Annotated in this window: 18 protein-coding genes; 8 read left to right on the top strand and 10 right to left on the bottom strand. The window is 60.9% G+C overall.

Features of this window, described 5'->3' with window-relative positions; genetic code table 11:
• The first annotated feature begins 63 nt into the window (after window positions 1-63).
• Entirely contained in the window at window positions 64-1,419 is a 1,356-nt protein-coding gene (locus tag LQ954_RS12815; protein ID WP_231023486.1) for an FAD/NAD(P)-binding protein, read from the top strand.
• Window positions 1,420-1,584: 165 nt separating this feature from the next.
• Window positions 1,585-5,787 (top strand): beta strand repeat-containing protein, encoded by a 4,203-nt coding sequence (locus tag LQ954_RS12810; protein WP_231023485.1) that lies wholly within the window; start codon window positions 1,585-1,587, stop codon window positions 5,785-5,787.
• An 81-nt stretch (window positions 5,788-5,868) separates the two neighbouring features.
• Here the strand turns inward: LQ954_RS12810 and LQ954_RS12805 are convergent, their stop codons facing one another.
• A complete protein-coding gene (locus tag LQ954_RS12805; protein WP_231023484.1) occupies window positions 5,869-6,627 on the bottom strand; it encodes a response regulator transcription factor in 759 nt (252 codons plus the stop codon).
• A 31-nt stretch (window positions 6,628-6,658) separates the two neighbouring features.
• Window positions 6,659-8,887 (bottom strand): GumC family protein, encoded by a 2,229-nt coding sequence (locus LQ954_RS12800; RefSeq protein ID WP_231023482.1) that lies wholly within the window; start codon window positions 8,885-8,887, stop codon window positions 6,659-6,661.
• 196 nt (window positions 8,888-9,083) lie between these two features.
• Here LQ954_RS12800 and LQ954_RS12795 point away from each other — a divergent pair, with 196 nt between their 5' ends.
• Window positions 9,084-10,439, top strand: a complete 1,356-nt coding sequence (locus LQ954_RS12795) for a lipopolysaccharide biosynthesis protein (RefSeq protein ID WP_231023481.1) — start codon at window positions 9,084-9,086, stop codon at window positions 10,437-10,439.
• Here LQ954_RS12795 and LQ954_RS12790 read toward each other — a convergent pair.
• The 8 genes from LQ954_RS12790 to LQ954_RS12755 form a co-directional block, all read right to left on the bottom strand.
• Complete coding sequence (locus LQ954_RS12790) at window positions 10,351-11,079, bottom strand: LuxR C-terminal-related transcriptional regulator (RefSeq protein ID WP_227772624.1); 729 nt, start codon at window positions 11,077-11,079, stop codon at window positions 10,351-10,353. The genes LQ954_RS12795 and LQ954_RS12790 overlap by 89 nt on opposite strands.
• A gap of 338 nt (window positions 11,080-11,417) precedes the next feature.
• Window positions 11,418-12,491 carry a glycosyltransferase family 4 protein gene (locus LQ954_RS12785; protein WP_231023479.1) on the bottom strand — a complete coding sequence of 358 codons (1,074 nt, stop codon included), beginning with the start codon at window positions 12,489-12,491 and terminating at the stop codon, window positions 11,418-11,420.
• Window positions 12,491-13,183 (bottom strand): HAD family hydrolase, encoded by a 693-nt coding sequence (locus LQ954_RS12780; RefSeq protein ID WP_227772622.1) that lies wholly within the window; start codon window positions 13,181-13,183, stop codon window positions 12,491-12,493. The genes LQ954_RS12785 and LQ954_RS12780 overlap by 1 nt, the downstream gene beginning before the upstream one ends.
• Entirely contained in the window at window positions 13,174-14,160 is a 987-nt protein-coding gene (locus LQ954_RS12775) for an ATP-grasp domain-containing protein (protein WP_231023477.1), read from the bottom strand. Before LQ954_RS12775 ends, LQ954_RS12780 begins: the two co-directional genes overlap by 10 nt.
• Window positions 14,157-14,813: a PIG-L deacetylase family protein gene (locus LQ954_RS12770; protein ID WP_227772620.1), complete on the bottom strand. Its 657-nt coding sequence runs from the start codon at window positions 14,811-14,813 to the stop codon at window positions 14,157-14,159. The genes LQ954_RS12775 and LQ954_RS12770 overlap by 4 nt, the downstream gene beginning before the upstream one ends.
• A gap of 20 nt (window positions 14,814-14,833) precedes the next feature.
• A complete protein-coding gene (locus LQ954_RS12765) occupies window positions 14,834-15,742 on the bottom strand; it encodes a formyltransferase family protein (RefSeq protein ID WP_231023475.1) in 909 nt (302 codons plus the stop codon).
• Entirely contained in the window at window positions 15,714-17,456 is a 1,743-nt protein-coding gene (locus tag LQ954_RS12760) for a sugar transferase (RefSeq protein WP_231023473.1), read from the bottom strand. The genes LQ954_RS12765 and LQ954_RS12760 overlap by 29 nt, the downstream gene beginning before the upstream one ends.
• A complete protein-coding gene (locus LQ954_RS12755) occupies window positions 17,453-18,592 on the bottom strand; it encodes a glycosyltransferase (RefSeq protein WP_269142320.1) in 1,140 nt (379 codons plus the stop codon). Before LQ954_RS12755 ends, LQ954_RS12760 begins: the two co-directional genes overlap by 4 nt.
• A 747-nt stretch (window positions 18,593-19,339) precedes the next feature.
• Between LQ954_RS12755 and LQ954_RS16280 the strand changes: the two genes are divergently transcribed.
• From LQ954_RS16280 to LQ954_RS12730, 5 genes are all read left to right on the top strand, one after another.
• Window positions 19,340-21,094 carry a polysaccharide biosynthesis protein gene (locus LQ954_RS16280; RefSeq protein ID WP_231023472.1) on the top strand — a complete coding sequence of 585 codons (1,755 nt, stop codon included), beginning with the start codon at window positions 19,340-19,342 and terminating at the stop codon, window positions 21,092-21,094.
• Window positions 21,094-22,362 (top strand): DegT/DnrJ/EryC1/StrS family aminotransferase, encoded by a 1,269-nt coding sequence (locus LQ954_RS12745; RefSeq protein ID WP_231023471.1) that lies wholly within the window; start codon window positions 21,094-21,096, stop codon window positions 22,360-22,362. Before LQ954_RS16280 ends, LQ954_RS12745 begins: the two co-directional genes overlap by 1 nt.
• Window positions 22,363-22,607: 245 nt before the next feature.
• Window positions 22,608-23,912: an O-antigen ligase family protein gene (locus tag LQ954_RS12740; protein WP_231023470.1), complete on the top strand. Its 1,305-nt coding sequence runs from the start codon at window positions 22,608-22,610 to the stop codon at window positions 23,910-23,912.
• A gap of 52 nt (window positions 23,913-23,964) precedes the next feature.
• Complete coding sequence (locus LQ954_RS12735; RefSeq protein WP_231023469.1) at window positions 23,965-24,522, top strand: polysaccharide biosynthesis/export family protein; 558 nt, start codon at window positions 23,965-23,967, stop codon at window positions 24,520-24,522.
• A gap of 26 nt (window positions 24,523-24,548) precedes the next feature.
• The gene (locus LQ954_RS12730; RefSeq protein ID WP_231023467.1) at window positions 24,549-25,772 is read left to right on the top strand and encodes an outer membrane beta-barrel protein; all 1,224 of its coding nucleotides are present in this window, start codon (window positions 24,549-24,551) and stop codon (window positions 25,770-25,772) included.
• The last annotated feature ends 19 nt before the right edge of the window (window positions 25,773-25,791 follow it).

Raw genomic sequence — 25,791 nt, 5'->3', positions numbered from 1 at the left:
TGAGCTTTGGCTGCAGCAAGTTGATCTTGTTGCACCGCTCGGCGAAGCAGGGGGGAACAGGTGATGACGGACGATCCGGTAGTGATCGTGGGCGGCGGCTTTTCGGGCACGCTCCTGGCCATCAACCTGCTGCGCCATGCCGGGCCGCGCACGGTGCTGGTTGAGCGCCGGTCGGATCAGCTCGGGCGCGGGGTGGCCTATAGCGCGGCGAACGAAGAGCACCTTCTGAATGTCCGGGCCGCGAACATGAGCGCCCTGCCGGATGAACCCGATCACTTTGTTCAGTGGTTAGAGGCTCACGGCCTCGGCAACCGAACCACCTTTGTGCCGCGCCGGATCTATGGCGCCTATCTGCGCGATATGCTGAAGGAGGCGCAGCGCGAACACGGCGATCGTCTGACGCTTGTCGAGGGTGAAGCGGTTGCCACCCGATCTGCCGGCCGCGGCCACGTCGTGTCGCTCTCCGACGGGCGTCAGGTGAAGGCCGGAACGATCGTGCTGGCACTTGGCAACCTGCCGCCGCACACGCCCCCGGGTATCAACCCGGGGAGCTTGCCGCCAGGCTGCTACGCCGGTGATCCATGGGCAGGGGATATCGTCGACGGCCTCACCAGTGAGGATACGGTCGTGCTGGTTGGCAGCGGATTGACCGCCATCGATGCTGCCTTGCTGCTCGATGCCGCCGGTTTCACCGGACAAGTGCTTGCGATTTCGCGCCGCGGGCTCGTTCCCCGCCCGCATGTCAGCATGCCGCCGGTCCTCGGCCTTCGCGAGCGACCGGGGACCAAGCTTTCGGCCCTGGTCAAGACGGTGCGCGCGCGCGCCGCCGAGGCCGGATGGCGCACCGCCGTGGATGAGCTGCGTCCAGTGACTCAGATGCTGTGGGGAGCCGCCAGCGACGCTGAACGGCTGCGCTTCCTGCGTCATCTGCGGCCCTTCTGGGATGTTCACCGTCACCGCCTCGCCCCCAGTGTCGCTGAACGGATCGATGCGCTGTGCGCGTCGGGCCGGCTGCGGTTCGCGGCGGGCAAGATCGTGTCCACGTCGGCCGATGGGGATGCCGTCGACTTTCGATGGCGGCCTCGCGGCGGGAGCGAGGTCATGCACACCCGTGCCCGCCGCATTGTTAATTGTACCGGCCCGCAAGGCGATCTGTTGCGATCTCCGGAAGCCTTGATCCGCCACTTGCTGGCCGAAGGGGCGATTCGCCCCGACGCGCTCCGCATCGGTCTTGAAGTGGACGCCCAGTCCCGGGTGATCGGGGCGGACGGAGCGACGTCTGACCAGCTTTACTGCATCGGTCCGATGACGCGCGGCGGCTTGTGGGAAGTCGTCGCGGTGCCGGACATTCGCCAGCAGAACTGGGCGTTGGCGCGCCGCCTGGCAAATGCACAATGGGTCGGCGGGGAGGGGCTGTAACGGGTCGCCGAAGGCCCACATCGCCGTAACTTCCCTTTCGGGCAGGTCTTACCCCTCCCGGCTCGATCAACAATAGCGATGGGTGAAGGTTCAGGCCGCCGATATTTTCAAGTCCAAGGCCGCCCGGCCGATTTGGTCTGTTCTCCAGGGCGGCTTGGAGGGGCCATGACCACAGCCGCGCTGATCGCCGAAACGATCGAAAATCAGGTAAATACTTCTGTTGCCGGATCGCAGACAGACGCCGCCATCGCCGCACTGTCAGATGGCGGCTATGTTCTATGCTGGACCGACGCCAGCAAGAGTGGTGCAGATGCCAGCGGCACGGCGATTCGACTGCGCTTGTTCAATGCGCAGGGTCAGGCGAGTTCGGCAGAAATCCTCGTCAATACCACTACGGCTGGGGCGCAGGACTCTGCCTCTGTCGCCGTGCTCTCCAATGGCAACATCCTGGTCAGCTGGACCGACGGCAGTCTGACGGCGGATAACAGCGCCCAAGGCATCCGCGCGCAACTCTTCAGCGCAACTGGTACGAAGATCGGCGCTGAACTTCTCGTCAACACCACGATTAATGGCGGTCAAACGGCATCCCACGTCACGGCGCTGGCCGGCGGAGGTTTCGTCATCGGCTGGGTGGACAGGAGCGGCACCCAGCCGGACGGCAACGGTTCGGGCATCCGTGGACAGATGTTCAGCGCTGATGCCACCAAGATCGGCAACGAGTTTCTCATCAACAGCACCACTGCTGCTGACCAGGCAGCCCCGGCTCTCTCTGCGCTTCAGACCGGCGGGTTCGTGGCCACCTGGGTCGACAACAGCAAGTTAGGCGGGGACGCCGCCGTTTCATCGATCAAGGCCCAGTTGTTCAGTGCGTCGGGCACAAAAACGGGCGCCGAGTTTCTCGTGAACACCACTACGCTTGGCGCGCAGGATCAACCGGTCGTTGCCACCCTGGCAAATGGCCGGTTCGTGATTGCGTGGCGCGACGCCAGCGGCATCGGCGACAACAGCGCCGCCGGCCTCAGGGCGCAGGTTTTTGATTCCACCGGTGCGAAAGTTGGCCAGGAGATCCTCGTCAACGACTTCACGCTGAATACTCAGGCATTCGCCTCGATCACGGCGACGGCCGACGGCGGATTTGCCGTCGCATGGCAGGACAACAGCCTGCTTGCCCATGATGCGAGCGGCTATGGAATCCGGGCACAGATGTTCGATGCCGACGGCGTGAAGCTCGGCGCCGATTTCATCATGAACGCGAACGTGACCGGCAATCAGACCGCGCCGGCGATTGTTGGTTTGGCCGGCGGCGGCATCGCTGCGGCTTGGGCAGATAGCGCGGCCAATGCGATCGATCCGGACGGCGGGCTCGCAAGCCGCGTGTTCAAACCGTATACCGGCACGTCTTCAGTAGTGGAACTGGTCGGGCCCGGCGTGGTGCAGGGGGCAATCGAGCACACTGGCGTAGGCCGCTTGGTGCCGGAAGGTCCGCTCAACGCCCAATATTCCTTCAACATCGTTGGCGACAGCACTGGCGGCGCGTTCCGGATCGAGGGAGACATTCTCACCGTAACGGATGCTGACCGCTTGGACGCGGCGGCAGGCAGCAATGCGTCGCTGACGCTTGAAGTGAGCGATGGTCTTGGCGGGCTGTTTACCTCCACCCTGACCTTTGCGGTCGCGGCAACCACCGACAGCCATCGCTTCAGTGCAGGCGCAGAAGCTCGCCTCAACGTCGAGACGACCGGCAATCAGCAGCAGCTGGCGATGGCGCGGCTCGCGGACGGCCGGATGATTTCCGTATGGTCCGATGCAAGCCTGGTCGGCGATACGAGCGGCACTGGTCTGAAAGCCCGCCTACTCGATGCGGAAGGGAAGCCGGTCGGCCAGGAGTTCCTCGTCAACAATCAGACGGCAGGGGCGCAGGACACCCCATCCGTTGCCGGTCTGGCCGGAGGTGGTTTCGTAGTTGCCTGGACCGATGCAAGCGGCGCTCAGGACACCTCGTCGACGGGGATCAAGGCGCGACTGTTTAATGCTGATGGCGTGGCGACTGGCACCGAGTTCCTCGTCAACACCGCCACCGCCGGTATTCAGGCCCAAGCTTCGGTTGCGGCGCTGAAGGATGGGACGTTCATCGTCACCTGGCGGGATGAAAGCCTGACGGGAGGAGACGATAGCGTGTCCTCGATCAAGGCTCGCCATTACAGTGCCAGCGGTCAGGCGCTCGGCGATGAGTTCTTGGTCAATACGGCTACCGCCAGCCGACAGGAGGCGCCGGACATCACCGCGCTGGAATCCGGCGGCTTCGTAATCACCTGGTCGGACAGCAGCCGGGTGGGTGGCGACACCAGCAAAGATGCGATCAAGGTTCAGGTTTTCGACGCAGGGGCCGGCCGTGTCGGATCCGAACGGCTCGTCAACGTCGCAACGGCGAACAATCAGCAGCAGCCCGCGATTGCCGCCACGATCGGGGGCGGCTTCGTGATCGCCTGGATGGACGGCAGCTTTGTCGGGGGTGACAATAGCGGTTTCGCCATCAAGGTTCGCCGCTTCGACGACGACGGGGATGCGCTTGGTGGGGAGATACTCGCCAACACCACTACCGGTGGCAGCCAGATTGCGCCTACCATCACCGCATTGCCGGGTGGCGGCTTTGCAGTCGGTTGGGCGGATTACGGTGGCAGCGGCCTTGAATATGGCACGTCGGGCGTCAAGACTCAGCTCTTCGCGGCCGATGGCTCCCGGCTGGGTAGCGAAAGCGTCATCCCAATTCAGGTGCTCGGCGGGCAGGTCGAGCCGGTTTTGGTCACCCGGGCGGACGGCGGGTTCGTCGTCGGCTGGACCGATCTTTCCGGTCAGGACGGCGACATAAGCGGGTCATCCGTCAAGGCACGCGGTATTGCGGCCACTGCCGCGCCCACAATCACGACGACGCCCGATCAGTTCGCCGGGGTTGAAGATACGGTGATGATCATCTCCGGTGCGTCACTGTTGGCCAATGACGTGGGAAGCAGTGGATCACCGCTCAGCATCACTCGGGTGTCCGCAATCTCGGGATGTTCTGTCACGCTGAATGCCCAGGGCAACGTGGTGTTCACCCCGCTTCCCGACTTCGATGGCTCCGCCACTTTCTCCTATGTGGTGACCGATGCCAGCGGCACTCTTCAGACCGGCACGGTTACGGTGACGCTGGCGGGGGTGGCGGATGCGCCAAGGGGCGTCACGATGACGGGCGGAACCGTTGATGAGAACGCCGCTGCCGGTACTCTCGTGGCCACCTTCGCGGGTGTCGATCCGGACACGGGCGACGTGCTGTCCTATGCGCTGGCGAACAACGCTGGCGGCCGCTTCGTCATTGACGCCGCGACCGGCGCTCTGAGGGTCGCGGGGGGCGCCGTGCTGGACTATGAAACCACGCCGACCTTGGGCGTGGTGGTGACGGTGACAGACTTGTCTGGTGCTTCGTTCCAGCAAGCGCACACCATCTCGCTAGCCAATCTGCCCGAGCCGAAAAGCTATACGGGCACGAACGGGATCAACAACTTCACGGCACCCACGGATGATCTGTGGACCATCAACGGGCTGGGCGGGAACGACGTTCTGAACGGCGCGGCATTCCGCGATATGATTGACGGCGGCGCTGGCAACGACATCATCGACGGCCGCGGCGGCGCGGACGTGATGACGGGCGGGATCGGCAACGACACTTATTACATCGACGATCCCCAGGATACCGTCATCGAACTTCCAGGTGAGGGAACCGACCTCGTCTACGCCCGCGCCAATTGGTCCATGAGCGCCAACATCGAGAACTTAACCATCCAGGGCACCTCCGCAGTATCGATCGTCGGCAACAATGCCACCAACACCATCACCGGCAACGACGCTGCTAACACCGTCTTTGCCGGTGCCGGCGGCGATCTCGTAATTGGCAACGGCGGCGACGATATTCTCGCCGGAGAGGACGGCAGTGACTTTCTGCAGGGCGGCGACGGCAACGACCGCCTAATCGGCGGGGTAGGCGCTGATGAACTGACCGGCGGTGCCGGTGCCGACATCTTCGTCATGGATGTCCTGACGACTAGCGTGGAGCGGGACAAGATCCGAGATTTTGTCGCCGGCCAGGACAAATTCGAGATCAGCCGGGCGGCGTTCACCGCACTTGCAGATGTGGCGCCCGGAGCGCTCAGCGCGTCCATGTTCATGGCGAATGGTGTGCAAGCAGTCACGGCGGATCAGCATTTCATCTATCAACGTGCTACCGGTAATCTTTGGTATGATCCCGACGGTAACGGAGCGGCGGCGCAGATCCATATCGCCGTGCTGAGCACATTGCCGACGCTGACGGCCGCTGACTTCATCGTCGCATGAATGGCGCCGCTGCCTGATGAGCAGGAGGGATCGCTGTTGATCAAGAGCGCGTGAACCGACAGCTGACCGACTTAAGGCCGGTCAGCTGTCGATTATCTCGGTCCCGGCGAGTCGGGCAACGACTTGGGTACGGTTCTTCACCTTCAATCGGCGCATCAGCTCTTGAACATGGGCCTTGATGGCTCGTTCACTTATACCCAGCCGAGCTCCAATGGCGCGATTGGTCATTCCCAACCGCAGGCCATCCAGCACGTGTTTTTGCCGCGAAGTAAGGCCTTCAGCGATATCGACGTCGAACGTAGTTGAGCCGAGCCGTGCTTCGTGAACGGAGTGGGTCAGTTTGGGATATACGGTCCATCCAAGACCAACCAGGCGAAGAACGTCCGCAGCGACGTTCAGAGGCGTGTCGCTCGGTAAATAGCCGCAGATCCCTGCTCTCATCCCCTCGATCAGGTGTGCATCATCGTTCATGCTGGTCATGATGGCGATGCGACCGGTGGGCAGAAGCCCGTTCAGATGGTTGCGAAGGCTTGCCAACGCGACTTCATCGAAGGGATCGGCGGCAAGGTTTATGAGGGCAGCATCGCTGGGTGGCTGTCGGCTCAGTCGCAGAAGTGCGTCCTCTGCGGTCTGCGCGCTCGCCACAGTACCGATAAGTGGGTGAGCATCGAACGCTGCGACCAGACAATCACGAGTGAAGGTTTTACGATCGATCACCAGCAAGTTGGTGACAGCCTCTCTCTCCACCGGATCCGCGCCATCGATCACCGTGCGCCGATCTGGAGGCAGCCACTTCCCGGACTCCAGTAGATCGCCCCTTGTGGCTTCTTCAGCCGCCAAGGAGCCTTGCTCTTCGCTCTGCGGCAAGTGGTCAGGCACTCTCGGTCCAACCAAGGCGTTGGCGCCAGCCGTGCGGTTCGCCCTTATGATAGGGTGAATTACGCGGGAAGTGCTGGATCGCGTCGCCGTAAGAGAGACGGGCGTGCTTTGCGAAGTGGACGCGGTTGAAGATGATACCGCTGATCGGGGCATCGAACGCACTTGTCGTCGCTTGCAGCAGCTCCGGCGTGGTGTGGCCCCACCTCAGGATCAGGATCGTGGCGTCGGCAAACGCTGCGAGCAGCTCCGCATCTCCCACCGCCAGGATGGGCGGTGAGTTTATGATCACGAGGTCGAAGTCCTCGCGGAGGCGCGAGAACAGCGTTGCCATGCGGGGCGAATTGAGCGTGTGACCCGGATCTTCTGCGGCCGCGCGGACTGGCACCGCCTTTAGCCCGCTCAGTGAGGGGGACTCCACGAGGATTTCGTCTAGCTCGGCTCGGCCCTCCAGATAGCCAACGAGGTCCTTTTCACATAGCGACCCGTCGAACACATCCGGAAGTCCAGGTCGACGAAGGTCGAGGTCGACCATTACGGCGGTTCGGCCGCTTGCTACCGCGGCTGCGGCCAGGCTGATCGCCATGGTGGTTTTGCCGTCGCCGGGGAGGGGCGAAGTGATCTGAATCACCTTGCCGTTCTGCGACGCAAGGTAACGCCGAAGTTTCAGTTCCGACCGCCGGATTGCTTCGGCGAAAAGAGTGAATGGCTCTTTCGCCACCCGCAGGTGCGCCTGCACGTGCTTGTGTCCTTGAATCTCGGGGACCATCCCGAAGGTGGGCAAATTCACGAGGCGCTGGACCTCACCAGCGTTTCTGACCTGATCCTGCAGCGCTTCCGCGACAAGCATCGCGATCATCCCAAGTATGAAGCTTGCCCCGACGGCAACGCCTGCGATCTGGCCAGCTCGCGGGAAACTCGGCTGAGTGGGGAGGAGGGCGGCAGAGGAGACCGTCGCGTCAGGCCGAACCGAGTCGCGCGCCTGCTCTGCTCGCTGCAAGCGCTGGGAAAGCGACAGGTATAACGCGCGTGTTGTCTCTGCGCGGCGTTCGAGATCAGCAAGAGCGACGGAGGCGATTCCGCGTTGCAGGGATTGACCGCGCATTGCTCCCAAGCTTCCCGCTAGCATGCTTGCGCGCGCGCCTTGCGCGCTTGCCTCGTCGCTCATCTGGCGTTCGATGCGTGCAGTTTCCGCTGCTATAGCGGTATCTACCTCAGCAAGCTCTGCTGTGGCCTTCTTAACGTCAGGGTGTTCCCGACCGTAGAGGGTGGATAGTTCTGCGCGGCGACGTGAGATTGTCGATTGTTGCCCGCGAAGGTCAGCCAACAAAGGGGACATGGCGCTCCCGCCGCCGTTTGCACGAACACGCGCTTCGGCGAGCCCGGCTCCTGACGCGGCAAGCTCGGATGCGAGGCGTGCCATCTGGGCAACATCGGCATCCCGGCCGGGGCCGGCATCGATGCGGTGATCGCGCCGGTAAGCCGCGATAGCCATTTCGTCGCCGAGCAATTCAGAGCGCGATCTTTGCGCAAGTTCCTGAAGTTGCTTTACTGCTCTGGTGCGAGCAGCTCTTCGTTCGGTGACTTGCAGGCGAATGTAGTTGCCGGCGATCTTGTTTGCTATCTTTGCTGCCTTGGCTGGGCTGCCCGAAGAGACCGTCACGTTGATGAAATCTGACTGGCCGTCCTGCGCCACCTTTACGGCTGATAGAAGCCTGTCTGTCGTGCGCTCAATCAGCTGAGGCGAAGGGCCATCATCTGCATCTGTCGGGTCGGACAAGCTTGCGTCGCCCGATGCTTTCTGGGCAGCCTCTTTAGCGCTGGCGGTCTTCCGTTTGGTTGGGTCCGCGTTGGGATTGAAGTCCGGATCATTATAGAGTGCCAGGTCACGAACAGTTTGCCGGGCAACCATCCGAGAACCGAGAAGTTGAATCTGAGTTTCGATCTGGTGCGTGCGCAGCTGCTCGGCCTCCCGGATAGACGCCGGGTTGTCGCTGTCGTCAGGCCGGAAGTCGTCGACCGCTACCCGCATGACGGTGGTGGCATCGTACCGGGGCTCTGCAAGTAAGTAGAACGCGAGAGCGCTCCCCATTACGGCAGCGGCGATCAGCAGCAGAAGTCGGGCGTGGCGCCGGAGCATCCGGATGGCATCGCGTGCCGACAGGTAGGACGGCGCGGAAGGCGTGAACGCGCCGGCTCCCATCGCTGCGCTCTGCACATTCATGTTCCACTCTCCCCTGCTCACCGTTTGGACGCTACGCTGCTGGTGTCCCAACGGTACGTCGCAGGGGAGTGAGCGGTGGAGGCATGCGGGCGAGAAGAGGCGCAGATTGCTTGCACAATGAGCGAATGAGCTATCTCTCATGGCGTAGCCCTCGTGAAACATGGGAATATATCGGGCCGAGCGTCAGGGTCGCATTATGGCTCTGCTCCGCTTGAGAATGAATCGCCCGCACGATCGTCAATCACTGCGACGCAGGTTGATACGCAACCTTTCGCATCTGGCCGCTGGAAAGGCGGCCTCCACGGCTGTTGGATTGGTAACACTTGCGCTGACCGCTCGCCTGCTCGGCCCTGCGAGCTTTGGAATTGTCGCCGTGATCGAGAGCTATTGCAGGCTCATCGATCAAGTCCTGCGACTGGAAACCTGGCAAGCGATTATCCGGTATGGAACAGGTGCGCTGCTGGCGGAGGACAAGGTTCAGCTGGCATCATTGATCAAGCTAGGGATAGTCGTCGATGTGGCCGGAGCGCTTCTCGTAACCACCGTCGCAGTAGGGGCAGCGCCACTTGCCAGCGAGATGCTGGGTTGGAGCCATGAAGCTCAACGTCTCGCCCAGCTATATGCTCTGTCCCTGTTGTTCGGTGTCTCCTCGACCCCGGTCGGCATTCTCCGACTTTTCGGGAAGTTCGCACAGGCGGCTTGGATCGATCCATCGCTGGCTGTGCTCCGTTTGGCTGGAGTGATAATAATTACCGTCACCGGCGGAAGCCTGAAAGCAGTGGTCGGGCTTCTGATTAGTCTGGTGATCGCTGAACGAGTTATTACGACAGCGCTGGCGTGGAGAACGCTACGCGCCGAAGGAATTGCCGCTGTTGGTACAGCGTCCTTAAGTGGGTGGAACCGCAGGTTTCCTCAATTCGCATCTTTTCTGTGGTCGGCGAACGTGTCGGTACTTTTGCGTAAAGCCACTCAGGAGACCGACACATTGGCGGTAGGATTCCTGCTTGGTTCCACAAGTGCTGGGCTGTACCAGTTTGCTCGGCGGATCATGCAGACAGTTTCCAAAACTGCCCAGATGCTGCAGCAGGTTGTTACCCCTGATCTCGCTAAGCTATGGGCCGAGTTGGCAAAGTCGCGATTTTTGCGCTTGGTGCGGCGCGTCGAATTGGCGACCATCGGCGCGGCAGTTGCAGCCTTTATTGTGCTGACGATCGCTGGGCCGAGGATCATCTTGCTGGTTGGAGGCCCGCAGTTTACCGGCGCCTACGCTCCGTTGCTGGCGTACGCCGTGGCTATTGCCCTGTTCTTGGCTGGTACAACCATGCGCAGTGCTCTCATGGTTAGCGGCCACCAGCATGCAGTGCTGAAATCTGCGATGGCCGCAACCATTGTTTATCTGGCGATCCTCGTGCCAAACATCAAAGCTTTTGGTGTTATTGGCGCGAGTATCGCCCAGATCGCATTCAGTGGGGTTGCGCTTGCAATAACGCTTCGCTCGTTTCGTGCACTGGTCGTGCGAACCCAGGCAGTACCTCAGCCTTGTCGAGGGTGACGCCGCGGCTGACCGCCCAGATTGCAGCCTGCGTCCGGTTGCTGACGCGCAGCTTGCGAAGGATCGCCTTGATGTGGACCTTTACTGTTGCGTCCGAGATCTGAAGGCGTCGTGAGATAACCTTGTTTGCATCGCCTTGGATTAGGCAAGCGAGTATTTCCAGTTCACGGGATGAAAGATTGGCGCCGTCAAGTGAGCCGTACGACCCCACCGCTGGTTGAAGAGAGCGCTCCGTGAAAGCGCTGATCGCTTGTGAAGGAAGCAAACGCTCGCCCATCGCGATCAGACGAAGCGCGCCGGCCAGGGGCTCACAAGCGATAGCCTTCACGAGAAAGCCGTCGATTGCACCGGAGGCAAAGGCAGTCGCGACGTAATCGGCACGATATTCGTCCATCATAAGGACGATGCGTGTGGTCGTGCAAGCATTGCGGATCATCTGGCAGGTGGCGAGGCCGCTGTCGAATTCCTGTGCATCGACTATCGTCAGGTTCGGCGACCATGTTGATGACCAAGTAACAGCGGACGGCACCGCGTTGACTACGTTGAATCCCTGATCAACCAGAATCCTTCTCAGGCCCTCGCGAATGATTTCGTTCGGGCTGACGATGAATACGTCGTTAACGGTGTCCCCCAATGCCATACGATTTCTCCCCCAGAGTTTGTTAGTGATCGAAACTATTCTTCGAGTGCAGCGATCCAGCCTCTCTTGAAACACAGTTACATCCGGCCTGACAGGACGGCATGCGCCCTCCCCCTTCCCTATGAGGTAGGGAAGGATTATCTGAGTTACTGTTTTCGTTGCATTGTTCTGATACTTGAGCAGGGCTATCGCTGCTAGCAGGTAGAAACCCGTATTGACCGAAGTTCTTATCAATTTGGATTAGGCGGCTTCCCCTTCTACTGTTCCACTATTGGACAGTAATGACCACAGCACCGCAAAATTCGGCTGTACTGCAAGAAAGGGGACGGTTTCGCCGCTTAGGCGGTTTCAACCAGGCTGCACCAGCGATCAACGATCCGGTCGGGCGAATAGCAAATCATCTGTTGCGAAGCGGTACTGCCAAGACGCGCTCGCCGATGAGGGTCCAGTGCAAGGCTATACATGGCGGACGCGAGCGCATCTGTATCCTCTGCAGGTACCAACACGCCGGTGGCATCGTCCTTGACCATCTCGGCCGCGCCGAAATCGCAATCGAACGCAATTGCCGGAAGGCCGGCGGCGAGTGCCTCTGCCAAGGCGTTGGGCCAGCCCTCGTACCGTGACGACAGAACGAAGATGGACGTCTTATCGATCCAGCTTCCGGGCACAGGTGTGGCGCCTGGGAGAAGGACGCGATCCTGCAAGCCCAAGTGAGCGCGCTGGTGCTCGAGCGCATCTCGATCCGGACCTTCGCCAAAGATGATGAGCTGCCAGTCTGGCAGACCGGGAGAAATCGCAGCAAATGCTTCGAGAAGGATGTCGAAGCCCTTCTGTTGAGTTAGTCGACCGACAGCGACAAAGGCTTTTGTTCGGGAGACTGTACGGAGACCGCCAGGCCGGACCGGATTAGGAATGATGGCGGCACGCGCACGGCTTGCTCGAGGCAGTGCTTGGCGGCTGCGCTCACTCATGATCACAACTCTTGAAGCGCGAGCGTACAGTAATGACGTCAGTTGATTCCAGGCCGGATGGGCTTTCTGCCGAAGCGGGTTATTCCGCTCGGATACGATGATGCTGCGACCCAATCCCCAGCCTGCGGCCAGAGCTATGACGTTTATCTTTGTCAGAAACGCAATCACCGTGTCTGTTTTACGCTCACGCAAGATGCGGCGGAGGGCCGCTATTCGGCGTATCGAGCGAATGGCGCCTCGAACTCCGCCCCCCTGGTTCGGCAAAGCGAGTCGAGTGCAAGACACTCGCGGGTCAAGAGGGTGGTAGATAGGGTCGTCTGGATGATCAAAGGTAATGATCTCGACCGACCAACCTTTGGCCACCATCCCTGCCGACACTTCCGCCACGACTCGTTCCGCGCCCCCGGCCTGCAACGCCGCAAGAACGAAGGCGACGCGCATCAGCGGCGAACATCCAACAGATATTGTAGCGTCGCATGCAGATCCGCCAGCGTTGTGATGTGAGCTTCCGCGGCATGATCAGGATCAGGAGGCGTTCGGGGGTGAACTGCTGCCGGCCGATCGATCTGGATCGTTCGCCATCCAAGCGCCTTTGGCGCCAAGAAATCCTTGGCGGGATTGTCCGCCACGTAAACGATCGCTGAGGACTCGATCCGATGGCTTTCCATGACGGCCTCGAAAGCGCGACGGTGCGGCTTGTGGAAGCCGATACCTAAGTCACCTGTGGCAATGATTGGGTCGAAACCAAACCGCGACAGCCCCAATGCTTCGATTTTCTGCCGCTGCGTGGATGCAATTCCATCAGTGATGAGTGCAAATCTGTACTCGCTTCCGCTTGCAAGCAGGTCGAGCGCGTCATTGGCAAGTGCGATGACCGGAGGATGGTTTCGGTACGTTTCAACAAGCTCATGTATCATCGCTTGTGAGTTTGCGATGCCCATGTCTTGCAGAGTTGCGTCGAATAACATCTGCCGGCGGCCCGCTCCCCAAAGGCGTTCTGCCGTTTCTGCAAATTCCGTTATTCCGGTGCGCTTGGCAAACCACTCCCCGACCGCCCGGATGCCGCTGCGTACATAATCTTGCTCTAGGTAGAGCGTGTCATCGAGATCAAAAACGATAGATGTTATGCGCATGGCATCCCGAAGACGGCTGCGTCGTACCGGAGCATCGTCATCCCTTCGATCCAATCGTCGGCAGCTTCGACCGGAAGACCAGCCGTTTCAGCAAGCAACCATTTGGCGAATGTGGCGCCGGCTCTGTCTGCAAGCGGGTAGCCACCGCCGAACCGAGCGTTGATCTCAAAGACGCCAATAGTTCCGTCCGGTTCGATGATGGCCTGAAAGCAGAACGGCCCTGCTGGAGACGGCAAATGGCTGACGATCTGTTCCGCGACGTCTCGAAATGCGGGAACCCGCTGCGTGACGCCTTTCTCCACTTCGCCTGCCCGCACTGCGACGCGCCTATGAGGAACAACTGTCCGCAGAACTCCGCGACTGTCGACAAAGGCGTTTACGGTCCACTCCTCGCCAATAAGCTGTTGCTGAACCACCATCGGTTCCGACCAAGCTCCGGGAAGATCATTCAGCGTGTGGGCGACGCTAACTCCTCGGCTTGCGCTGCCATATGCCGGCTTGACGATTGCCGGCCAAGTCATCGGCATCCCACATCTCACGGCTTCAATCGCCTGGGTGAGGGGGACTGGGACTCCAATGGCGGCTAACCAACGGGCAGTATCCAGTTTGTTGCTCGAAAGGCCGATCAAGTCTGGATCTGCCAGGATGCGCGTCCCGGCTCGTTCAAACACATCAAGCGCCGCCGCGTACACTGGTAGTTCGGGGTCAATGGTGGGCACTATAAGCCCTACGCCATATTGCTCGCAAAGCGCCGCCGTCTCCTCAACGAAGCGGGGATCTCCTGCCGCGGGGACTACTGCCGCGTGATCCGCGATCCGGCAGGCAGCACTCCATTGAGGGTTCATGTCAGTCGCGATAACAGTCAGTTCAATACCGAGTTCTCTGGCGCCAGATCGAAATGCTTCCAGAAGTGCAACCCGCCGGCCGGCAGAGCTTAGCAGGATGGTCACATGGGCGCATGTTTCCAACGGCATCATCGTATCTCTCGAACGACGCAGAAAGCCTCAGCGGCAGCACGGTAAACCGTCGCTCCTCTGAGCGTGGCCAAGGCTCTGATCGTCTCGGGCGATCTTTCGTCAGGGAATGGGCGGACCTGAGACCGGAAAGCGAGAAAGGCCTCGATTTTCCGGTTGAGGTAAGTTTCGATGTCGATGAAGCAGTTGGGCGAGAACTGAGGGTCAATTCCAGGCGCGCCCCAGTTTGTTTCAGATAAGGTTTCGTATGCCATGACGCAGATTGGCGCCGCCGATGACCGCGGCCTTGCTGCGACAAGGGAGGAGCGAAATACAATTTGATGATCGACGTGAAGGTCGCCCAAGAACGGGATGAGCATTGTTGATGGACGAACACGGCGGACGATCAAGTCTATAGCGGCATTTATGTCGCCGTGCGAAACTTGGTCGAGCGCGGCCGCGGGTAGGTCGAGCCAGTGAGTCTCTTCGACGCCAAGCATGTCATGGGCAACGGCCGCCTCAGCGCGAACGGCAGCGGCCTGAGCCGGGTCGAATCGGGGGGGTTTGCCTGACGTGACGACCCCGATGTGGACAGAGGTTCCCGCGTCAGCCAGTCGGGCGATCGTCCCGCCACAACCGAGCACTTCGTCGTCTGGGTGGGGGGCGATGACCAGCACTGGGCCGGGTAGCGGTGCCGTCACGAGGCCGCTCGGAGGTGAGTGTGGAGGGGCGGTATGGCTGCTCCGCTGAACTCTAACACCCGCAACGCTTCGCCATCACCGCAACGCACAACGAAGGTGCTTTCATCCCGGTCGAGCACTTGGCCGGGAAGCGCATGGTAGCGATCCGTGCCCGCGAAGCGCTCCGTGCGCCAGATCGTCATCGGTCCGGTTGAACTGACCGTGGTCGCGCCGGGATACGGGCGCCCAACTGCGCGGACCAACCGGTCCACGTCGGCGGCCGCCCGAGTCCAGTCAATCCATCCGTCGGACGGACGTCGTCGCGCGGCCCATGTCGCAAGCCGATCGTCTTGTGGTGTTTCAACCGCGGCGCCCACCGCCAGTGCGGGCAGAAGCTCTATCATCATCGATCCCAGTGCGGCCATGTGCTTGCTGTACAAAGATGCGGCCGTCTCATCGGGCGCGACGTGAAAGAAGCGTTGAGAGAGGATCGGGCCGCTGTCGACCCCATCGTCGATACGGAATAGCGTTGATCCGGTGATCTTTTCATCAAGCAAGATCGTCCAAGGAATCGTTGCTCGCCCGCGAAGTCTGGGCAGGGCCGCCGTATGATAACCGACAACTCGGTCATTCACTGCCTGACGGAGGGCTGGCCCGCATAGCTGCGACCAGCCAATCACGAATGTGAAGTCCGGCGCGATCGCTCGAACTTGTTCGATGAAATCCGCTGAGTTTCCATCCGTCACCCGGATAAGCTGCGCCGAGGCCGCGTCGGCTCCCGGCGCCAGATCGACGAAGTCCGAATGGCGGGACGCCCGTTCAATGGGCAGCGATGCCACTGCCGCGAGCGTCCAACCAGGAGCATTCGCGATCGCGTCCAGCGCCACTCGGGTCCCCTCAACCGCGCCGATTAGTAGCGCCCGCATAAGCCCTCTCTATAATATCTTTCCGTACGTGCTCGCCGAGAAAGATGGTGCCGATTGTTCGCAAGATGATGCTTAGGTCCAGTCGCAGAGAGCGATTGGCGATGTACCACCCGTCCAGAGCCGCTTTCTCTGCGTCGCTTAGCAAAGTGTTTCCGTTTACCTGGGCCCATCCCGTTAAACCGGGACGAACTCTTCCGCGGATACGCCCCGCTTCGCCCAATGACGCCACTGTTTCAGGAAGTAGGGGGCGCGGCCCCACAAGCGCCATGTCACCCCGTAGTATCGCGAAAAGTTGCGGAAGTTCGTCCAGGCGCGTGCGCCTCAGAAAACGGCCAGTCGACGTCAGTCGAGCGGCATCCGATAGGGGTGCGCCCACCGTATCATATTCCTCGCGCATGGTCCGGAATTTGCGCAGAATAAACGGCTTGCCGTCGCGGCCGGTGCGCTGCTGCTCGAAGAATACAGGTCTGCCAAGCGATGCCAGAACCACAGCACCGACCGCGAACATGACTGGTAGCGCCAGGATCAGTGCCACGCCTGCCACAATCTTATCGAGTACATGCCGCCGATCGATTCCGCGATCGCTCCCCTCACGATGTTTCGCGACCGCACGAACCAGCATTTCGTTCACGAGGTCCACCGCGTAATGGCGTTCAGCTCGAGCTCGCGCCTCTGCGCCCATTCGGGCAGCCAAACCGGGGTCACTTCGAAAGCGAAGCATTGCTTGAATGAGCGCAGCGGGATGGCGCGGCGGAATGACAAAGCCAGTAACCCCATCAACAACTGCGTCGCGACATCCTGGCATGTCGGTCGTGATGACTGCTCGGCCAGTAGCCATCGCCTCCAGGATAGAGCGGGGCAGGCCCTCCCGATAATAGGACGGCAGGACGAAAACTGACGCTTCGCTCAGGAAAGGCCGTACGTCCCGCGTCTCTCCCAAATACTGGACGACCCCTTCGTTTTCCCACGTCGCGATTTCTGCTCGTACTATACCTGTCGGATTGGGGTCGAGCGGACCTACGATCTGAAACACTGAGCCGGGCCATTGCGTGCGCAGAGCCCGAGCCGCCGCAACGAACTCCTCAAGTCCCTTATCGCGCATCAGGCGGGCGATAAGCACGAACTTGAAGTTGCCCTGGGGGAGTGGCTGCAACGTGAAATGCGCGGTGTCTACTCCCGAACCCGGTACCTGCATAACCGGCTGCTGGAACAAGATCTTCTGCCGTCGAAGTTCGCCGGCGTCGTCGCTGTTGAAGACGAAGACACAGCGCGCTCTGCGCAGAGCCTCCCGGTAGAGGATCGTAACGAGTTGCCGTAGAGCGCTTCTAGCCATTGTCCCGCCCTCGCTGAAGACATGGCCGAGGCCGCTAACCATGGGGTAAAAGTCGATGCCGCCAACCAGTCTGGCAGCGATACCGGAGTAGATGATCGGCTTTTGCGTATACGCAAGTACGACGTCCGGGCGTTCGCGTTGGAAGATCGCGGTTACAGCCTTCAGGGTCGCGAGATCCGAAAGCGGGTTCTTTCCGGTCCGATCCATCGGTACGGTAAGGAACTGAATGTTCCATCTCAGCAATGTCGCCATGACGGCTTCGTCTCGGTCAGGCGCGCACGCAATAACCTCGTAGCCTTCGTCGATCAGTTTGCGCAGAAGAGCTCCACGAAAGTTTACGAGTGAATATGCGAGGCTTGCGACAACGATAATCTTCTTCATGGCAGTGCCGCCTGCGCTTGCGAGGCATTCTGCGCCGACAGTTGAGTAGAAGTGCGCGACCCATGAAGGACTGATTGATACAATCTTCTGTATCGAGCGGCGATAGCTCCAAGTTCGAAGTTCTCTTCGACTCTGCGCCGGGCTGCCATTCCACGCCGTGCCAGCTCTGTCGGACCGCCGTCGTACATGCGTGTAAGGGCTTGACTGAGCGCATCCGGATCGCAGGGAGGTACGATCAGGCCAGTATCCTCGATCACTAGTGAGCTGTCGCCGACATTCGTCGCCACGCAAGGCACCCCACACGCCATGGCTTCACCGAGGATGTTGGGAAAGGCTTCGCCCCAAGCCGAAGAAAGCATCAGCATGTCGACTCCCGGCAGCCAATCGGCAACATCGGTTCTCGCACCTACCACAGTGATGCGGTCACCCAGGGAAGCGATGGCGGATCGGAGGTCGGAAGGCGGGCTATCCATACCCGGACCAACAAGGAGCAAATGGATGTTGCGGCGGCTGTCGATCACACGCCGCGCGGCTTCGACGGCGGAGACATGATCCTTCATGGGATGACATCTCCCGATAACGGCGACGCATGTCCGCCCGTCAGGAACAGCGAAAAGGTTGCTCAGGAGCGCGCGACGTGCCTTGTCGGGGTGATAGGCTGTACAATCGAATCCGTTGGGAATGTAAACTGAACGAGCAGGATCGAACCCTATACGTTCGTGTTGACGCGCAGCGGTCTGCGAATTGTATAAAATCGCCGCTGTTCGACTTGAGAGCCGGGCACTCAGCGCCAGAAGCGCACGCGTGGTACGTGTTTCGACCGAGGCATCGGCAAGGGAGTGCCTCACGTTCCACAGAACCGGACCGGCACCGGGGCTTACGATGGACGCCAGCGAAGCGGCCAGGTTGCCGTGATACATCCAGCCCTGCAGGATCTCGGGACGCAAGCGATTGGTGATGCGCAAGAGTCGCATCAACGACGATATGCTCGGTAATCGTCCTCGCGGCATGTACAGCGAGTACACTGGGCATCTCGTGCCAACAGGTGAGAACGCTCCCGGCGGAAGTAGCGAAACAATGGCGTGAGACAGAGCGTCGGTGCGACCGTCAGAGTGACCCACCAGTTTGCGCAACATCGCTTGGGCGCCGCCGATGTCCAAGCTGGTGGCGAAATGTGCCACTGTTCCACCGGGACTGGCGCAGTGTAATTGATGATTCATCGCCAATATACATCCCAGAAGAGATCCATACTCGGTTTTAAAAGGCCGGTGTCAGCGGAAACCGAATAGGCGCTGTGAACTGGCAAACTAAGACCGAATATGGCGGTAAGTGCATTTACCGGTGAGTTCAGCTTTTCATTTCGATCAAAGTAAGGTCGGCGCCTTGGATCGAGAAAGCGGCATTTGGATCATCAGCCATTTGAGGTAGGATCGCGCTTCGTCTGATCAGTATGGGGCCGGCCGTGTGCGTCCATCCGATCGGGTACGGTTCATGGAACCATTTGAATCGTCCATTCGGACCGACAAAGATCCAAAGGGCTGATCTGAGGAATGCGAATGCGCTGACATCTGGTCCGATGCGCAAGAGTGGGACGAAGGGAGCGGATGTAGGCTGGCACCTTGAATGAGCAATGAGGTGCCTGGATGCTTAAAAACGAGCAACCCGAAGCTCTTCGCCCTCTGGCGCGCTCCTCCGCTGTGTTGGCCAGTGACCTTCTAGCGGCTGCAATAGCGCTTGTCGGGGCGATCGAACTTCGCGTCGGCGAGCCACTCGCATACGATATCTTGAGCAAGGCGCCGTGGTCGGTGCCATGCTTCATGCTTGTCGCCGCAGCGACGTTCCGGATGTTTGGCCTCCAGCGACGTCTATGGTCGTACTCATCCGTGGCAGATCTCGTCGCGATCATCGAGGCCGCGACGGTGGCGATTGTGGCCTTTGTAATCGGCCTGGTCGTTACTGGCCAAACTGGGTGGATGCCGCGATCCATCCCCATTATCATGTGGTTCCTGCTTGTTGTCCTTCTTGGGGCACCGAGGATGCTTTGGCGTCTCACCGGCAGCTTCCTTCGCGGCACCGTCAAGCCGCCAGTGCCCAGCTACAGCGCGACGGGTGCGCCTAGGCCGGCGCTGATCATCGGCGCGGGTGACGATATCGATGCGATGCTGCGGCACCTCGAAGCTCATCCGGAGAGCGGATTTCGGCCGATCGGCGTTCTAGGCGATCTTGGTATCCATCGACGCGCAAGAATCCGCGGCGTTCCGATCCTGGGTGGCTATGGCGAGCTCGCCAAGGTGGTCGATCGGCTTGAGTCCAGTGGCCGCCGCCCCGAGTGTCTTTTGTTCGCTGGTGATCCAGAAAGGCTGCGCGGCGCCGCGATGGTGGGGATCATCGCAGGCGCCCAACAACTTGGTCTTGCCGTGGCCTATCCCGTGGGTTTCGCGACGCTGGACCAGCGTCGGCGCTCGGAGATCGACTTCCGCTACTTCGACATTGCTGACCTTCTTGGTCGTCCTCAGAAGCAACTGGATGGTACGGCTGTGTCCGCCGCAGTCGCCGGCCGGCGGGTCATGGTTACCGGAGCTGGCGGAACGATCGGACGCGAACTTGTACGGCAGATAGCGGCACTCAAGCCTGCTGAGTTACTGCTCTTGGATGCAAGTGAGCTCGCGCTCTACGAAGTCGATATCGAGATGCGCGAAAACTTTCCGGATTTGCCTCGGCAGTCGCTGCTTTGCTCGATCCGCCAGCGGCAGCAAGTGATGCGTATCTTCGAACGCCATCGGCCTGAACTGGTTTACCATGCCGCGGCGTTGAAGCATGTGCCGCTGGTTGAGGCTAACCTCTCTGCGGGAATGCTGACCAATGTCGTTGGCACCCGTAATGTCGCCGATGCCGTCCGACGCTTTGGCGCACGCGCGATGGTGCAGGTGTCTACCGATAAAGCGGTTAACCCAGTCGGGTTCATGGGTGTCACTAAGCGGCTCGGTGAGCTTTATTGTCAGGCGCTTGACCTCGCTGGCGCAGGCCGCGGCGATGCGCCGCGCTTCATGACGGTGCGGTTCGGAAATGTACTTGGTTCCAGCGGATCTTTGATCCCCTTGTTCCAGCGGCAGTTGAGTCGCGGCGGGCCACTTACTGTCACTCATCCTGACATGTGCCGGTTCTTCATGACCGTTCACGAAGCAGTGCAGCTGGTACTGCACAGCTCTGCGCGCGGAATGGGTGGCGAACTGGAGCGTGGCAGGATCTACGTTCTGGACATGGGCAAACCCGTGAAGATCATCGATGTCGCTCACCGGATGATCCGCATGGCGGGACTTGAGCCAGACATCGACGTGGCGATTGAGATTGTAGGGCTACGACCGGGGGAGAAGCTTTACGAAGAACTCTTCGACAAGGACGAGGAGCAACTGCCGTCCACAATGCCTGGCGTGTTCGAAGCCATGCCGGATGCGCTTCCGATCAGTCTCTTGGCATCTACTTTCGACGCGATTGAGACAGCGGCCATCGCAGGTGACGACGCTACCTGCGGCACGTTGGCACGCGACCTACTGGCTGACAACGTCATCACCAATGTTCCTGCTGCCGAAAGGGAGCAGATACCCGCCATCCGGCTTGTCAGTGCAGGAGGACAATGATGTCCATCCACATGAGGGCATCGGTAGCTGTGGCGCTCGCTGACAGAGTAGCCGTTGAAGAAGCAGTTCGCATCGATCTTCAGCCGCGTTCCACTGCCCCAATCACAAGCCGCTGGCCCGTTCATGAAACGGATGAGATCGGTATAGTCTCCGATGTTCTACGCTCCGGCCGGGTCAATGCTCTGCATCATGGCGAGCGAACGGCCGCTTTCGAGACGGCGTTCGCCAGGCTCGTCGGTCTGCCGCACGCAATCGCCGTCGCGAATGGCACATTGGCGCTGGAACTTGCTCTCCATGCTTTGGGGCTCGGGCCGGGCGACGAGGTGATTGTTCCGGCCAGAAGCTTTATCGCTTCTGCGAGCTGCGTCGCTGCTGTTGGGGCGACACCTATTTTCGCAGACGTGGATTCGGACACGCAAGGGCTGACGGTGGAGAGCGTTGCGGCGGCGCTGACGCCAAGGACGAAAGCGATCATCGCGGTTCATATTGCGGGTTGGCCTTGTGAGATCGCGGCGATTGCGCGGTTTGCTGGGGAATTGGGGCTGAAACTTATCGAAGATTGCGCACAGGCGCATGGAGCGACGCTGGGGGGCGGGGTTGCGGGGTCGTTTGGTGATGCCGCCGCGTTTTCTTTTTGTACGGACAAGATCATGTCGACGGGAGGGGAGGGGGGGCTGCTTCTCCTGCGGGATGAGGAAGCATGGTCCGCCGCCTGGTCGCGCAAGGATCATGGCAAGTCGCCCCTGCATGGATCCGTGAGCGGATCGCCCGGCGTGTTCCGTTGGCTGCACGAGCGGCTGGGCACCAACCTTCGGCTTACCGAAATGCAGTCCGCGATCGGATTGCTGCAGCTGGGCAAGCTCAAGGGATGGCTAACGGCGCGGCGAGCCAATGCCGAACGCCTGAACCGAGCATTGGCCCATCTGCCGAGCGTGCGACTGACACTCCCGCCCGCCGACGTTGGACATGCCTATTACAAATATTATGCCTTTCTCCGGCCAGAAGAGCTGAGACCGGGGTATTCCCGTGATCTGGTGCTGTCGCGCCTGATTGCGGCTGGCGTACCGGCGGGAAGCGGGATCTGCCCCGAAATATATCGCGAGCGCGCGTTCGATGGGAGCTCCTCGGTTCCCGAGCGCCGATTGCCGGTCTGCCAAATGCTTGGTGAAACAAGCCTCATGTTCCCCGTCGATCCTACCCTCGATGCGGAGCAGATGGAGGACATGGCTGCGCGCACGGCCTCCGTGATCGCCGAGGCCACGCGCTGAGCTCCTTCAGGATAGTCGATAATGAAGCCTGAGATCCTCTGGACGCGAACGGCCGGCACGATCGGCCGTCAGCTTGATCGCAGCGCGTCCGCTCGGACGTGGCGATCATGCATCCGGCATCGGGGAGGAGCGCAGCCCGCCGGATGGGTGAGGGACCCCAGCCATGAGGGCGCGAGCCATCCCCGCTCCGCCCCAGTGAACGAATCAAGCCGGCAAAGCTGGTCGCGCGACCCGGGGGAGGCCGCATGAGGGGAGATGCGGCCCCGGGCTGGCAGTATCAGCGCTTCGTCATCACGATGCGCGGTACTGGAGAGGCGCTGTTGCTCGCGGCGATCTTCTTCTCCGCCTATATCACCTGGCGCCCGGTGCCCGACATTCTCTTCACGCTGAGCGACAGTCTGTTCCTGATGGCGCTGCTTCTGAGGCTGGCCGGCGGAGCGCTCAACCCCCAGCCCATGCAGTCGTTGACGGTGCCCTGGCTCTTCGGGCTCTTCCTTCTGCTGGCCGGTCTTCTGGTGGGAAGCGTCGTCAACGACACGCCGATGCGCTGGATGATCGTTTCGCTGCAATATGCGACCGCTTATGCGTTGCTGCCGCTGGTGTGCATCGATGTGGACCGGGAAGTGATGCATCGTCGCTGCGTCGCCATCGTGCTTGGCGTCGTGGCCATGGAAGGCTTTGGAGCGCTGGTCTACTGGTACACGGGCGGATCCCGCGACGCGACGATGAACCTGTCGCATGAATTTATCAGCGGCGCGCATCGTCTGGGGGCGTTCATGGCGGACGCGAACTGGAATGCCGCCCTGATTGCCATGACGGTTCCCTTCGTTCTCTACCTTGGACGGCTGGGGCGAATCTCACCCTTCCTCGTGACGGTCTTCCTTGCGGTGCTGATCATCGGACTGTTGCTGTCCGGATCGTTCACGGGTTTTGTCGCCACAAGCTCTGCGACTGCGACATTTTGGGTCCTTGCGGGCGGGCGGCGTAACTGGCGACCGATCGCAGCATTGGTTCTGCTCGCCGTCGCCATCTTCCTGATCGGGGCACCGGTTCCGGCGGTCTTCCAGGCGCGGGTGGGCCTTGCCCTGGAGAACGGGGACATCGCGCAGGCGGGGACGTTTGTGGGTCGCTGGGAGCTGATGAAAGAGGCTTGGCTGCTCGTCGATTCGCACCCGCTGATCGGAATAGGTGTCGATCGGTATCGCGAGATCTCGGCGAGCAAGGCGCCCGTCCACAACATCTATCTGCTGCTTTGGGCCGAGGGCGGACTGCCGGCGCTTCTTGGCTGGCTGATGATGATCATGGTTCCCATCGCCGCTGCATTGCACCGCTGGCGCGACGACCGTGCGGCCTGCGCGCTTGTCATGGCGGTGGCGCTACCCTTTATCGCGTTCTCGATGGCCTCTCCGCACATGTATGCGCGCAACTGGGCAGTGCCGCTCATCCTGGCGACGGGCGTTGCGCTCGCCCACCGGCGAACCGAAAGTATTACCCCGAACAGATTACTTCCTGCGAAACGGCAGGTGTCCGGATGGCCAGCTAGGGTCTGAATAGAAATCGCTTAGCATTGATGGAGAAAATTCCGATCCTGGAGGTTCCGTCATGCGCACGATCGCCGCTTCGTTGGCACTTAGCTTGCCTCTGCTGGTTTCGGGTTGTTCGAACGGCGTTTCGCACCTTTCCTCGATAGAGTCCGCGGCTCCGGGTAGTTATCGTCTGGGACCGGGCGATGACCTGAGACTTGCAGTATTCGGCTTCGACCAAATGGCCAATGTCTACACTGTGGCAGACAATGGAACGATCTCTCTTCCCCTGCTTGGAACAATCAAAGCCGATCAACGCACGCCCGCAGAACTTGAGGCGGCGATCAGCAGCCAATTGCTTAGTCGCGAGCTCGCGACGAAACCAAGCGTCAGCGTACAGGTGGTGAAGTATCGCCCGATCTACATCCTGGGCGAAGTCCAAAAGCCAGGACAATATCCCTACGTGCCGGGCATGACCGTCACCACCGCCGTCGCGATCGCCGGAGGCTATACGTTCCGGGCCAGCACCAAGGCCGCAGCGGTAACGCGCAGCGGGACGGACGTTGAGCGCCGTGCCAGCATGGTCACGAGGATCATGCCGGGCGATACCATCCGCGTGCCGGAGGCATGGTTCTGATCATGAAATCAGATCGGAAGCGTGGAGTGAGCGGCTCCCGGCTTGTCATGGCCGCGGTCGCGATTGGCCTGCCGATGGCGTCAGGCATCGCACAGACCACCCAGCGTGGCGGCTCACCGGCCAATCTTCCCAGGCCGGGCTTCGAGCCGATCGTCCACCATGTCGGCCCGGCCGAAATGCTGATTTCGGTAGACGGCTCAGCGATCTACGACACGAACGTCTATGCCACGTCCACCAGGGCGCAAGATGACGGCATTTTTGTGCTGCGACCCTCCATTGACGTGACGTTGCAGGATGCTGGTCTGTCCGCCCATGGAATTGCCTATGCCGAAGCGCGCCAGCATGTCAGCGTGACGCGCGAGGATGCCTTTCTGTTCGGCCTTCTGCTGGAAGGAGCAGCCCGCTTCTCCCCGCAACAGGGGTTGGACGCGACGTTCAAGTTCGACCGGTCGGTGCAGCCGCGGTCCGATCCCGAAGCGCGCGCCCCGATCACGGTGCCGCCGCGCAAGATCAACGTTCTGTCGGCCGGGATTGGCTATACTGCGCGCGCCGGCGATTTCTCGTTCAGGCTTTCGCCCGGTGCCGACCGGATCGACTTTCTTGACCCGGCCGAGCGCGATCGGGATTTGCGTGTGTATCGCTCCACCGCCCGCGCAACCTGGCAGCCGGCGGCGCCGGTGGCGTTCTTTCTGGAAGGCTTCATTACGCGCCGGGATGCCGATCTGCGCCGCGATTTTGCCGGTGTGGACCGGGACGTGACCACGTATGGCGCGTTGCTCGGCGCGAGTCGCGAGGTGAACGCGCGCGTGCGGGGGAGCATGGGCGTTGGCGTTTTCCGTTCCGAACCCGACGATCCTTCGCTTCGCCCCTACACTGGCTTCGCTGTAGATGGACAAGTCACCTGGACGCCGCGTGCGCGCACCCAGGTGACCATTGCCGCCTTCCGCGGGGATGTTGCCACCGTTCGCGTTGGCGCGTCCGGGCGTACGGACACGCGGGTGTCGGCGTCGATTGAGCAGGAAGCTCGCCACAACCTCCTGCTATCCGGTGAAGTCGGCTGGCGCAGATCGGTATTCCGCGGCGCGGGTGACAAGCAGGATATTGTGCAGGGACGGGTGGGCGCCGAGTATCTCGCAACGCGCAGATTTTCGCTTTTCGGGGACGCCACCTTGTCCAGGCGCGATGCCACGATCCCGCTGGATGAGTTTTCGCGAGGCCTCCTGCAAGTTGGCGTTCGTGCCCGTTTCTAGCGGTCTCACGCAGCGGGCT

Source organism: Sphingomonas sp. IC-11 (genome assembly GCF_021043365.1).
In the GTDB taxonomy this organism is placed as follows: Bacteria; Pseudomonadota; Alphaproteobacteria; order Sphingomonadales; family Sphingomonadaceae; genus Sphingomonas.
The sequence above is the reverse complement of the archived record's forward strand: the minus strand, read 5'-3'. Positions and strand labels throughout refer to the sequence as shown.

Coding starts and splice junctions, on each gene's coding strand:
- LQ954_RS12815 (WP_231023486.1), top strand. CDS start 64: ATGACGGACGATCCGGTAGTGATCGTGGGCGGCGGCTTTTCGGGCACG.
- LQ954_RS12810 (WP_231023485.1), top strand. CDS start 1,585: ATGACCACAGCCGCGCTGATCGCCGAAACGATCGAAAATCAGGTAAAT.
- LQ954_RS12800 (WP_231023482.1), bottom strand. CDS start 8,887: ATGAATGTGCAGAGCGCAGCGATGGGAGCCGGCGCGTTCACGCCTTCC.
- LQ954_RS12795 (WP_231023481.1), top strand. CDS start 9,084: ATGGCTCTGCTCCGCTTGAGAATGAATCGCCCGCACGATCGTCAATCA.
- LQ954_RS12790 (WP_227772624.1), bottom strand. CDS start 11,079: ATGGCATTGGGGGACACCGTTAACGACGTATTCATCGTCAGCCCGAAC.
- LQ954_RS12785 (WP_231023479.1), bottom strand. CDS start 12,491: ATGCGCGTCGCCTTCGTTCTTGCGGCGTTGCAGGCCGGGGGCGCGGAA.
- LQ954_RS12780 (WP_227772622.1), bottom strand. CDS start 13,183: ATGCGCATAACATCTATCGTTTTTGATCTCGATGACACGCTCTACCTA.
- LQ954_RS12775 (WP_231023477.1), bottom strand. CDS start 14,160: ATGATGCCGTTGGAAACATGCGCCCATGTGACCATCCTGCTAAGCTCT.
- LQ954_RS12765 (WP_231023475.1), bottom strand. CDS start 15,742: ATGCGGGCGCTACTAATCGGCGCGGTTGAGGGGACCCGAGTGGCGCTG.
- LQ954_RS12760 (WP_231023473.1), bottom strand. CDS start 17,456: ATGAAGAAGATTATCGTTGTCGCAAGCCTCGCATATTCACTCGTAAAC.
- LQ954_RS12755 (WP_269142320.1), bottom strand. CDS start 18,592: ATGTTGCGCAAACTGGTGGGTCACTCTGACGGTCGCACCGACGCTCTG.
- LQ954_RS12745 (WP_231023471.1), top strand. CDS start 21,094: ATGTCCATCCACATGAGGGCATCGGTAGCTGTGGCGCTCGCTGACAGA.
- LQ954_RS12740 (WP_231023470.1), top strand. CDS start 22,608: ATGAGGGGAGATGCGGCCCCGGGCTGGCAGTATCAGCGCTTCGTCATC.
- LQ954_RS12735 (WP_231023469.1), top strand. CDS start 23,965: ATGCGCACGATCGCCGCTTCGTTGGCACTTAGCTTGCCTCTGCTGGTT.